Raw genomic sequence first — 11,522 nt, forward strand, 5'->3', positions numbered from 1 at the left:
GCTTACCAACGCATCCGCACGCCGATATTGCCGATGATGCCGTTCAAGCCATTGTCGTCGGAGGTGCCGCTGTAGTCCGCGCTGACATACAGGCTGACGGTCGGCGAGACCCGGGCCACCAGGCCCAGCCCCAGCTCCACGGTGGAGGCGTTGCGACTGCTGCTGATCTTGTCGACCTGCTCCAGGCTCAAGGTGTTGCCACTGCCGAAGGTGTGCCAGAAGTTGGTACGCAGGTAGGGTTCCACCGGCAGGCCGCGGACCTCGTAGGCGCCTTTGAGGCGGGCGCCGATCCTGCCGCTCCAGAGCGACTGGTCCGCGGATGCATCCGTCAGGCCGGCGTTATTCCCGCTGACTTGCTGGTTGACCAGTTGTGCCTGGGGTTCTATGACCCAGTTGTTGCCCAGGCCTATGGGGAATCCACCTTCCAGCGAAAACGTCCGACCCCTGGAGGACGTGCCTTGCAGGGTGCCCTGGGCCGAGCGGATATAGGTCGTGCCCTGGCTGTTCATGGCAGTGAGGTTGACGTGCCAACCCTGTTGTCCGGTCAGACTCCAGAACGCCCCGACATTGTTGCCCGCGGCATTCAAACCGTCGGCACGCGGATCGCGGGGAGCCATGACAAACCCGTCGACCGGGTCCAGTGGCCCGCTTTGCCCGGTGAATACACCGGTCCTGAGGGTATGACCGCCGCTGCGATTGGCATAGGCACCGGGAATGATCAGCAAGTCGCCAAACGCTCCGGAAAACAACGGGTCGAGGTTGCCGGTTTCGTTTACGCCCAACGCCCTGTCACGGAATCCGCTGTAGGCTTCGGGATTGCCGTTGTTCGCCACGATGGCTGCAAACCGCGAGCCGGGCAGGCGCTCGCTGTTATCCAGCGTCAATGGCTGGCCGGAACGCAACAGGGTGGGCGTGTTGTTGGCAAGCCAGGCCTGCGGATCGTCCTCGGCTGGGGCCGCCTGCAGTTCCAGGGCGGAACACAGCAGGAGGGAAGTCGAAGCCATATTAACCATCGTCCTCAGGGTAGGGTGGGTCATGAACGTTTTCATCGGGTGTTCCTTGCTGTCGCATAGATACCTGCACTGGTGCCTCTCCTACCCCCGAACGAGGGGCGGCCGAAATCATCGGGGCAAACCCTCGGCGACCCGCGCCAGGCGGGCATCCGAGGGCTTGTCCCTTGGGTTTTAAAACCGGGGATAGTCACTTGTAGCTAAGGAGAGGTGTGGGGTTGCGTCAAGAAAATAGCGAATAAACAGACAGGCTGAATCAGGATTTACAACCTATTGATCATTCGGTTATTTAAGTTGTTACCGTTGATTCTGAACGGGCCTGAAAAGCGCTCATTTCGGCCCGTCTTGCTCAGATGAACACCATCTCGAAGGGTTGCCGCGCCCGTTCGATCAACGCGGGCATCAGGATCGGCTGGATGCCCCGCTCGGGGTCGCCCTGCAACTGGCTGTGATAGGCATGGATCGCGTGCAGCTTGCGCGCCACGCCCCAGGTGTCGACGCGTACCTTGCGGGCCCGGTGCCAGGGGATCAGGCCTTCGTCACGCAGTGGCCGGAACCAGGCCCAGACCGGCAGTTCGACCAGGCGCGCACCGGTGGCGGTACAGGCCCTGGCGCTGGCGCGGCCGACCGCGTCATGGTCGGCATCGCCATCTTCGCGCCAGGTGGTGAACACCACGTCGTCGGGGCGCAGGTAGCGTCGCAGGCACTGGTAGATCGCATCTTCCTGTTGCTCCAGGGCGCCATGCCGGAAGCCGCCACGAATCCACTTCAGGCTGTGCAGTTCGATGCCCAGGCGACGCAGGGCCTCGGCGGTTTCCTGTGGGCAGACCACGCTCAGGCGTTGTTCCGACCAGATGCGCGAGCCCGGATAGGTGCCGCTGCCATCGGTGATGGAGATCAGTTGCAGAGGGTGTTCGAGGGTCGAGAGCATCTGCAGCAAGCCGCCACAGCTGTGTACTTCGTCACCGGGATGGGGGGCGATGACCACCACCCGAGCGCCCGGTTCGACCAGGCGATTGAGGCTCAGGCTCGGCACCCGGGCCAGTTGCCGCGAAGCATTCCAGATCAGCGGCGCAGCCTCGTTGCGGGCTGCGGATTGGTGTTTCATAGGGGCCACGTCCTTGTGTGGTTGGGGTGTGCACGTCAATTCAAACAGCAGGTGCGGGCGCCCCGATCCTGGAGCGCCGACGGCAAGTATCGCTCAAGTTGTTCGAAATGCGACTTTTATTGTTACGGATTCGCCGACTCCTCAGTCTTCGTCATCGCGTTGCAATTCGAACATCACCAGCGAGCGTCCGGTCAGGGTGTATTCGCTGTCGAAGGCGAAGCGCTCCTGACCCTTGATCGCCGCGTCGTTGGTATCGACCATGCAGGTCCAGTACATGCCTTGCGGGACTTCGGGCAGGCGGAAATTGACCCCGTCATGGTGGGCATTGACCGCGATCAGCAAGGTGGCATCGGCACCGGCGCGGCGGATGCCGGAAACCTGGGCCCGGCCGTCGAGCAGCATGCCCAGGCAGCGGCCATGACCGTCGTGCCATTGCTCGGTGGTCATTTCATTGCCGTCCGGGGCCAGCCAGGTGACGTCCTTGACGCCAATGGCCTCGTTGTAGTTGCCCACCAGGAAGCGCCCCCGGCGCAGGATCGGATAGGCCAGGCGCAGCTTGACCAGGCGCTTGACGAAGCGCAGCAGGGACTTGCCGTCGTCGTCCAGGTCCCAGTTGACCCAGCCGATTTCACTGTCCTGGCAGTAGGCGTTGTTGTTGCCGTGCTGGGTACGGGCGAACTCGTCGCCGGCGACGATCATCGGCGTGCCCTGGGCCAGCAGCAGGGTGGCGAAGAAGTTGCGCATCTGGCGCAGACGCAGGGCGTTGATCGCCGGATCGTCGGTGGGGCCTTCGACACCGTGGTTCCAGGACAGGTTGTTGTTGCTGCCGTCCTGGTTGTTTTCGTCGTTGGCCTCGTTGTGCTTGTCGTTGTATGACACCAGGTCGTGCAGGGTGAAACCATCGTGGGCGGTGATGAAGTTGACCGAGGTGTAGGGGCGCCGGCCACGCTGGTTGAACAGTTCGCCGGAGGCGGTCATGCGCCCGGCGAAGTCGGCGAGCTGACCATCGTCGCCTTTCCAGAAGGCGCGCACGGTGTCGCGGAAGCGATCGTTCCATTCGACCCAGCCCGGTGGGAAGCCGCCGACCTGATAACCACCGGGGCCGCAGTCCCAGGGCTCGGCGATCAGCTTGACCTGGCGCAGCACCGGGTCCTGGCGGCAGGCGACGAGGAAACTGTGACGCTCGTCGAAACCGTCGTGATAGCGCCCGAGAATGGTCGCCAGGTCGAAGCGGAAGCCGTCCACGTGCATTTCCGTGGCCCAGTAGCGCAGCGAGTCGGTGACCATCTGCAGCACGCACGGATGGCTCAGGTCCAGGGTGTTGCCGGTGCCCGAGTCGTTGATATAGAAACGCTTGTCGTCGGGCATCAAGCGGTAGTAGGAGGCGTTGTCGATACCGCGCATGGACAGCGTCGGACCTTGCTCGTTACCTTCGGCGGTGTGGTTGTAGACCACGTCGAGGAGCACTTCCAGGCCGGCCTCGTGCAGGTGCGCGACCATCTCCTTGAACTCGGCGATCTTGCCGCTGGCCAGGTAGCGCGGATCCGGGGCGAAGAAGGCGATGCTGTTGTAGCCCCAGTAGTTGGTCATGCCCTTGTGCAGCAGATGCTGGTCATTGACGAAGGCATGGATCGGCAGCAGTTCCACCGAAGAGACACCCAGCTTGCGGATATGCTCCAGGACGTCATCGACCATCAACCCGGCAAAGGTGCCGCGTACCGCCTCGGGTACGGAGGGATGGCGCATGCTGATGCCGCGCACATGGGTTTCGTAGATGATCGTGCGGTCCCAGGGCACGCTGACGCGCTGGTCCTGGCCCCAGGTGTGGGCGGGGTCGATGACCTTGCTCTTGGGGACGAAGGGCGCGCTGTCGCGCTCGTCGAAACTGAGGTCGGCGTCCGGATGGCCGATGGTGTAGCCGAACAGTGCCTCGGACCATTTGAGCTGGCCGACCAGTTGCTTGGCGTAGGGGTCGATCAGCAGCTTGTTGGGGTTGAAACGATGGCCGTTCTTCGGGTCGTAGGGACCATGCACCCGGTAGCCGTAGATCAGCCCCGGATGGGCGTCGGGCAGGTAGCCGTGATAGATCTCGTCGGTGTATTCGGGCAGTTCGATGCGCTCCAGCTCGACTTCGCCAGTGGCGTCGAACAGACAGAGTTCGACCTTGGTGGCGTGGGCGGAAAACAGCGCGAAATTGACCCCCAGGCCATCCCAGGTGGCGCCGAGCGGGAAGGGCAGGCCCTCGCGGATGCGCGAGGCTTCGCCTTCAGGTGTCGGCGTGGTTTTCTTGGGATGGGTCATGTGGTGCTCCTGCGATTGACGGATGATCGTTCCCACGCGCAGCAAAGGAATGCCTCTTGGGACGCTCTGCGTCCGCTTTGTGACGCGGAGCGTCACGGGATGCATTCCCACTCGGAGCGTGGGAATGATCACTAACGATCACTATTGCAGCGCTTAGCTGGCCGGTGGTTTGCGTGGGGCGCGAGGTTTTTTCACGGCAGGCTCGACTGCCTTGGTCGCCGGTTTGGCCGCGGCTTTCAGCGCCGGCTTGGCGGCGGGCTTGGTGGTGGTCGTCACTTTCGGCCTGGCCTTGGCGCTTGCCGGTTTGCTCGGGGCCAGGGCTTCGGCTTCGGCCAGCTTGCGGGCCATTTCCCAGTGGCGGGCTTCCTGGCCCTCGGGTTGTCCCTCCGATTGCCAGATCTGATAGGCAAATTCACGGATGCGTTTTTCGTCGGTACTCATCGCCATGCTCCTGAACTGAACTCAAGGTTGGATAAAGAGATTGACCGGGAAGTCTCCCAGCGCGTCGCCGACCATCAGCTCCCTATGGGGTGTGACTGCGCACGTTGAAAAAAGTCCCTTTAGTTTGCCGGTCGGTGCGGTAAACGGCAGTCTGACCCGTGTATCGCCCCAAACCGGTGCCGCGACCCATGGCCGATCGGCACCGGCCAACAGCGACAGTGCCAGCCTTGGCACGATCACAATGGCCGTTTGTGTCGCTGTCCCGCGACTGAACGCCAACACCTTCCCTGCGTGTTCGCCGGACACTGGCAGCGGTTGATAATCGCCACGACTGAACAGGCCGGCGTGGCGGGCCCGTAGTGCCAGGGTGCGGGCGATCAATGCCTGCTTGATCCGGCCGCTGCGCCAGTCGCCGAGCAGTGCCTGCGAGTCTGTCGACGTTTGCAATGCGGCCTGCCGAGCGGCGAAATCCACGGGCCGTCGGTTGTCCGGGTCCACCAGGCTGAAGTCCCAGAACTCATTGCCCTGGTACAGGTCCGGCAGCCCCGGCACGGTCATTCGCAGCAAACATTGGGCCAGGCCGTTGAGTGCGCCGGCGACGCCGATGAACTGCACCGCGGCAGCGATGGCGCTGCGCAATGCCAGGCCCTCGGGCTTGAGCAGCAGGAGGTCGAGAAAGGCGTGGCAGGCGTTTTCATAGGCCTCGTTCGGCGCGCTCCAGCTGCTGTGCAACTTGGCTTCGCGCAAGGCCTTGCGTTGCCATTGCCGCAGGCGTTCGGCGTAATGGCGCAAGGCGGCCGGATCGTCGACCGCAAGGTCCAGCGGCCAACTGCCGATCAGGGCCTGGTAGAGCATCAGTTCGTCGCCCGCCGAGGGCGCTGCCGGATCATCGCGCAAGGCTGTCGCCTGCTCGCGCCATTGTTCGATCCAGCCGACATAGGTCGCACTGCATTCGCTCAGGACCGCCAGTCGTGCACGACTGTCTTCACCACGCTTGTGGTCGTGGGTGGCGGTGGTCAGCAGGTTGTCGGGAAAGTCCCGCAGGCGCTGGCGATTGGCCTGGTGGAAATCTTCCACGGGCGCACTGAACTGCTCGGTGGAGAAGCCCACGTCGTTGCGCGAGAGCAGTACCGCCGAGCGATAGAACGCGGTGTCCTCCACGGCCTTGGCGGCGGTCGGCGAGGTCAGTTGCTGAAAGCGCACGCAGGCGTGCTTGAGCAGCTTGCGTTCGCGACCCGGTGCCCGTTCACGCCAGCGCTGGCCCCCCAGCCACTGTTGCAGGTAGTCGAGTACCGGCCAGTCGGCTTCGCCGAGGGTCGTGCGGGCGCCGGCCAGGGCCAGCTGGAAAAACCGCTCGTCCTCGGCCGGTCGGCCGCAGGCGTTGATATAGGTCCGGTATACCGGGAAATGCACGATCAGTTCGTGCAAGGCGCGGCGGATCGCACCCAGGGTCAGGTCACGGCTCATCAGGTTGTCGCGGGCCACCTGCAGCAGCGCCTGGGCGACGCTTTCGAAGTCGCCGGCCAGCGAACCGTTGAGCATCTGCTGGCGCGCCAGCCGCGCTTCCTGGGCGAACTCGGCGGGGCGCTCGCTGAGACGGCTCCAGAGTTCGCCCAGCGGTTCGGCGCCAGCGGCGTCGTGCTGCAACAGCGACAACTGGTTCATGAACTCATAGCCGGTGGTGCCGTCGACCTGCCAGTCGCGGTGCAGGGTTTCACCCTGGCCGAGGATCTTCTCGACATGGATCGGCAAGTGCCTTCCCGGTGCCAGGGCATCGACCCGTCGCCGTAACCGGCGGCAGTAACCCCGGGGATCGGCGAGGCCGTCGATATGGTCGATCCGCAGGCCATCCACCAGGCCGTCGCCGATCAGCTGGAAGATCTTCTGGTGTGTGGCCTCGAAGACCGCCGGGCGTTCGACGCGCAGGCCGCCCAGCTCGTTGACATCGAAAAAGCGCCGCCAGTTGATGTCGTCGCCCGCGGTGCGCCAACTGGCAAGGCGGTAGTGCTGGCGTTCGAGCAAGCGGTGCAGGCGCTGGAAGCCTTCCGGCTCACGGGAGTCGTAGCGGTCCAGGCTGGCCAGGAGTGCCGGGTGGCTGTCCGTGCGGCTGGCCAGTTCGGCGCGCAGTTGCCGGGCCTGGGTATAGGCATCAGGCAGGGTATTGAGGGCCTTGAAGCGCGCGGCCAGATCGTCCAGGCCCGGCAGGTCGGCGAGAATCTGCCCATAGTCCCTGGGGCAGATCGGAAAGTGGTGCTGGTAATGCTCGACATGGAAACTGCCGCGTCCGGCGTCGAAACGCAGGGGCAGCGCGCCGTCCTGCAGGGCGACGCCATAGTCGCTGCCGAGAAACGGCATCAGCAACTGGCCTTCGAGCAGCGGGTCCGGCGAATGCCACTGGATGTCGAAGAATTCGCCATAGGGACTGCGTCGTCCCCATTCCAGCAGGTCCAGCCACCAGGGATTATCGGCCCCGCCTACCGCCATATGATTGGAGACGATATCCAGGATCAGGCCCATGCCGTGTTCACGCAGGGCGGCGACCAGGCGCCGCAGCGCCGGCTCGCCACCCAGCTCCGGATTGACCCGGGTCGGATCGACCACGTCATAGCCGTGCATCGAGCCGGCCCGGGCGCTGAGCAGCGGCGAGGCATAGATATGACTGATACCCAGCTGGGCGAAATAGGGCACCCACGCGACGGCGGTGTCGAGCGGGAAACCCTTGTGCAATTGCAGGCGCAGGGTGGCGCGCAAGGGCGCTTGTGCGAGGCCGTTCATCGATCCCGCTCGGCGGCCTGGAGGCGGGCACAGGCCAGCAGTTCGAGACGGCGTGCCGCGTCGATATCGTCCAGCAGCCCACGGCTGTTGCCCGGCAGGCGACGGCGCCAGTTGGGATGACTGTCGATGGTGCCGGGCAGGTTCGGCTGTTCCTCCATCCCGAGGGCGTCTTCCAGGGGCAAGAGCACCAGCGGCGCCCGGGTATGCCCGAGGAAACGGATACTGGCATCCACCACCTGGTCGGTCTCGTGGGACTCGTCACGAAAATTCTGCGGGTCGGCGCTCAGCGCCCGGTGCAAGCCTTCTCGCTCATGCTGGCGGGTCTGGCGCCAGTGGTCGGCGGTCGGCGTGTCGATCAGTCCGAGGCGGATATTCCAGTCGATATCCCGTGCATGCCACCAGCCGTTGAGGGTGGGCAGGTCATGGGTACTGGTGGTGGCCAGGGCATTGTCCGGCCAGTCGAGAATCGGCTTGAAGCGATGGTCGTACTCCTGTTCGAATAGCAGCACGCGCATGCCGAGGATCGAGCGGGCGCTGAGTTTTTCCCGCAGGCCGTCGGGCACCGTGCCGAGGTCTTCGCCGAGGACGATGGCCTGGTGTCGCACGGATTCCAGGGTCAGCAGGCGCAGCAGGTCGTCCACCGGATAGTAGAGGTAGGCGCCGTCGCTCGGTGGCGAGCCGAGGGGAATCACCCAGAGTCGCTGCAGGCCCATCACGTGGTCGATGCGCAGGCCGCCGGCGTGGGCGAAGTTGGCCCGCAGCATCTCGATAAAGGCGCGGAAACCATGGCGCTTCAGGCCTTCGGGGGCGAAGGCGGAGATGCCCCAGCCCTGGCCCGAGCGGTTGAGGATATCGGGTGGCGCGCCGACGGTGAGTTCGGCCAGCAGTTCGTCCTGCCGGCTCCAGGCCTGGCTACCGCCGCCGTCGGCACCGACGGCGAGGTCGGCGATCAGGCCGATGCCCATGCCGCTGCCCCGGGCGGCGTTCTGCGCACGCTCCAGGCAGCGGGCGATCAGCCATTGGTTGAAGGCATGGAAACCGATGTCTTCGGCGTGCTCCTCGGCGAAGCGGGCGAGCGCGGCACCGCGCGGGTGGCGCCATTCTTCGGGCCAGTGACGCCAGTCAGTGCTTTCGTCGCGGGCGATCCGCCAAGCCTGCAATGCTTCGAAGCGGCAGTGGTTTTCCAGGGCTTCGCCACCGGCATGGCGGAAGCTGTGGAAGTCCTCGCCGAGCGGATGATCGCCGAGCCGGAAGCCATCGTACAAGGCCCGCAGCAGTCGCTGCTTGGCGCGGGCCGCACGTGGCCAGTCGATCAGCGGCAGCTGTTCCAGGGCGTGCAGTTCATCGGCCAGCCCGGCGCTGTCTATGGCCATGCGCAGGGCACGCTCGCCGAGGATCGCGCCAGGCGCGGCATACAGGCTGTTGAGAAACAGGCGGCTGGAGGGCGAGTAGGGGCTGTAGCGTTGCGGGTCGCAACTGAACATCGCATGCAGCGGGCTGATGGCCAGGGCATCGGCGCCCCGTTCGCCGGCGGCCCGGGCCAGGTCTTCCAGGGCCAGGGTATCGCCGAAGCCGCCATCGCCGGAACGCTGCAAGCCGTAGAGCTGGGCGCTCAGGCCCCAGGCCCGGGGTGTCCGGGTGTCGGTGGCGGCGGCCATGCCGTGGCAGGCGGCCGGGGCGACGGCCAGGGTGAAGTGCTGGCCTGCGATGTTCACCGATTGATAGCCGACCGGCACCAGGCCTGGCAGCACCGCGTCGTTGTCCAGCCGCAGATTGAGTATCGCGCCGTCTTCCAGGTGGATCTCGCAAGGTGTATCGGCGGCGAAGTAGCGGGCCAGGTTCAGCCCATGACCGAAGTCCGCCGTCAGCAGTGGCGGCAGGTGCTTGTCCTGTTGTACCCGCTGCAGTTCCAGCAGGCTGGTTTCAATGGCCGCATCGTCATCGGCCGGATGTCCGAGGCCGGCGAGGACCTTGCGCAGGACCTCGGGTCGGACCTTCTGCGGGCGACCATTGGCATCGATCCAGTCAACGGCCAGGCCCGCTCGGCTCGCAAGAATTTCCAGCTGCGCATCGCTCATGGGGACTCTCCATCAAGGGACGACAAGTCTTCATCGTTGCTCAGGCTGACCACGGCGCAATACGGCGCCAGGCTGCCTTCGTCCAGCTGTCGGGTGGCGCCCGCGGTGCTTTCGAACAACCAGCTGGCGTTGCTGTCGGCGCTATGCTCGACGGGTGTGGCACCGAGGTTCAGGTCGATGCGCAGCAGGCTGCCGTCACCCAGTCGCCAGCGTGCACTGAGGGCGCCGTCGGCCAGTACGTCGGCTCCCAGGGCCTGGGCACCGGGCAGCCGGGGTATCAGTTCGCGGTGGCGGATCTCCAGTAACTGCCGGTAGAGCCGCGCCGTGGCCTCGCGGGTGAAATGCACGGGAGCATCGAAGTCCGGACATGAAGCGGCGAAGGTGCTCGCAGCGTTCGGGTCGGGGATATGCGCACGCCGGTCCGGATCGGCGAAAGCGGCGAATTCGGCGAACTCCGCACGCCGGCCTTCGCGCACGGCATCGGCCAGCTCGCCATGGTGATCGGTGAAGAACAGGAAGGGTTCCTCGGCGCCGGTTTCGTCGCCCATGAACATCAGCGGGATCATCGGCGACAACAGCAACAGCACCGTGGCCGCGCGCAGGGCCGGGGCGGGACAAAGCTGGTTGAGGCGTTCGCCGAGGGCCCGGTTGCCGATCTGGTCGTGGTTCTGCAGGAACAGGATAAAGGCCGTGGGCGGCAAGTGCGCACTCGGCTCGCCACGGCTGCGTCCATGGCGGTTGGGATGGCCCTGGTAGACAAATCCCTGGCTCAGACAACGTGCCAGTTTGGTGGTGGTTTCCCGGGCATAGTCGGCGTAGTAGGACTCGGTCTCGCCGGTCAGCAGCACATGCAGGGCGTTGTGCCCGTCATCGTTCCATTGGCCGTCGTAGGCCTCCTCCAGCAGGCTGGCCTGGTTGAATTCGTTTTCCACGGTCAGCCAGACATGCCGCGCCGGATCGACCTGCTGGCGTACCGTCCGGGACAGTTCGCGCAGGAAGGTACTGTCGCCGAGCGCATGCACCGCATCCAGCCGCAGGCCGTCGAAACGGTACTCCAGCAGCCACATCAGGGCATTGTCGATAAAGAAGTCGCGCACTTCCCGACGACGGAAGTCGATGGCCGCGCCCCAGGGTGTCTGGCGGTCCTCGCGGAAGAAGTCCTTGGCATAACGTCCGAGAAAGTTGCCGTCCGGGCCGAAGTGGTTGTAGACCACGTCGAGGATCACCATCAGGCCGTGGCCATGGGCGCTGTCGATCAGGTGCTTGAGGTCTTCGGGCGAACCATAGGAGGCACACGGGGCATACGGCAATACACCGTCATAGCCCCAGTTGCGCTCGCCGGGGAACTCGGCCAGGGGCATCAACTCGATGGCGGTGATCCCCAGTGCTGCCAGGCGCGACAGGTGTTGTTCCACCGCTCGATAGCCGCCGAGGGCACCGACATGCAGCTCGTAGATCACCGCGGTATGCCAGGGCCGCCCTTGCCAGTCCTTGTGTTGCCAATGATAGGCGAGGGGGTCGACCACCACGCTCGGGGCCTGCACACCGCCGGCCTGGGCCCGGGAAGCCGGGTCGCAGACCTGCAGTTCGCCGTCGATGTTGTAGCGGTAGCGGGTACCGGCCTCGCAGCGGGTTTCCAGGGTGAACCAGCCGTCGTTCTGCGGCAGCATGGCCAGTGAGCGGCCATCCTCCAGGTCGACGCTGACGTAATAGCTGTCCGGCGCCCATAGCGCAAAGCGGGTGTGTTCCGCGTCCAGCATGACTGCACCATGGGGCCAGGTTTCCAGAGTCCGTAACGGCATCTATGGC

At 64.9% G+C, this 11,522-nt stretch carries 7 protein-coding genes; all 7 read right to left on the reverse strand.

Annotation, left to right across the window (positions count from 1 at the left end; genetic code table 11):
• Nucleotides 1-2 precede the first annotated feature (2 nt).
• The 7 genes from HX851_RS15640 to treZ all read right to left on the reverse strand — a co-directional run bounded on the left by HX851_RS15640 (nt 3) and on the right by treZ (nt 11,515).
• Nucleotides 3-1,004 carry an autotransporter outer membrane beta-barrel domain-containing protein gene (locus HX851_RS15640; protein ID WP_256262512.1) on the reverse strand — a complete coding sequence of 334 codons (1,002 nt, stop codon included), beginning with the start codon at nt 1,002-1,004 and terminating at the stop codon, nt 3-5.
• A gap of 355 nt (nt 1,005-1,359) precedes the next feature.
• Entirely contained in the window at nt 1,360-2,118 is a 759-nt protein-coding gene (locus tag HX851_RS15645) for a PIG-L deacetylase family protein (protein ID WP_177060770.1), read from the reverse strand.
• 141 nt (nt 2,119-2,259) lie between these two features.
• Complete coding sequence (gene glgX / locus HX851_RS15650; RefSeq protein WP_177060768.1) at nt 2,260-4,419, reverse strand: glycogen debranching protein GlgX; 2,160 nt, start codon at nt 4,417-4,419, stop codon at nt 2,260-2,262.
• A gap of 153 nt (nt 4,420-4,572) precedes the next feature.
• On the reverse strand, nt 4,573-4,860 hold the full coding sequence (locus tag HX851_RS15655) for a DUF2934 domain-containing protein (protein ID WP_177060767.1): 288 nt from the start codon (nt 4,858-4,860) through the stop codon (nt 4,573-4,575).
• Nucleotides 4,861-4,881: 21 nt separating this feature from the next.
• Nucleotides 4,882-7,635, reverse strand: a complete 2,754-nt coding sequence (locus HX851_RS15660) for a malto-oligosyltrehalose synthase (RefSeq protein ID WP_177065817.1) — start codon at nt 7,633-7,635, stop codon at nt 4,882-4,884.
• On the reverse strand, nt 7,632-9,713 hold the full coding sequence (gene malQ, locus HX851_RS15665; RefSeq protein ID WP_177065815.1) for a 4-alpha-glucanotransferase: 2,082 nt from the start codon (nt 9,711-9,713) through the stop codon (nt 7,632-7,634). The genes HX851_RS15660 and malQ overlap by 4 nt, the downstream gene beginning before the upstream one ends.
• Nucleotides 9,710-11,515: a malto-oligosyltrehalose trehalohydrolase gene (gene treZ, locus HX851_RS15670; protein ID WP_177060761.1), complete on the reverse strand. Its 1,806-nt coding sequence runs from the start codon at nt 11,513-11,515 to the stop codon at nt 9,710-9,712. The genes malQ and treZ overlap by 4 nt, the downstream gene beginning before the upstream one ends.
• Nucleotides 11,516-11,522 lie beyond the last annotated feature (7 nt).

The sequence above is a fragment of the Pseudomonas gingeri genome (assembly GCF_013385635.1).
Classification (GTDB): domain Bacteria; phylum Pseudomonadota; class Gammaproteobacteria; order Pseudomonadales; family Pseudomonadaceae; genus Aquipseudomonas; species Aquipseudomonas gingeri_A.

Bases quoted from the DNA above. Each gene is read 5' to 3' on its own strand.
- HX851_RS15645 (WP_177060770.1), bottom strand. From the start codon at position 2,118: ATGAAACACCAATCCGCAGCCCGCAACGAGGCTGCGCCGCTGATCTGG.
- malQ (WP_177065815.1), bottom strand. From the start codon at position 9,713: ATGAGCGATGCGCAGCTGGAAATTCTTGCGAGCCGAGCGGGCCTGGCC.
- HX851_RS15655 (WP_177060767.1), bottom strand. From the start codon at position 4,860: ATGAGTACCGACGAAAAACGCATCCGTGAATTTGCCTATCAGATCTGG.
- treZ (WP_177060761.1), bottom strand. From the start codon at position 11,515: ATGCCGTTACGGACTCTGGAAACCTGGCCCCATGGTGCAGTCATGCTG.
- HX851_RS15640 (WP_256262512.1), bottom strand. From the start codon at position 1,004: ATGGCTTCGACTTCCCTCCTGCTGTGTTCCGCCCTGGAACTGCAGGCG.
- glgX (WP_177060768.1), bottom strand. From the start codon at position 4,419: ATGACCCATCCCAAGAAAACCACGCCGACACCTGAAGGCGAAGCCTCG.
- HX851_RS15660 (WP_177065817.1), bottom strand. From the start codon at position 7,635: ATGAACGGCCTCGCACAAGCGCCCTTGCGCGCCACCCTGCGCCTGCAA.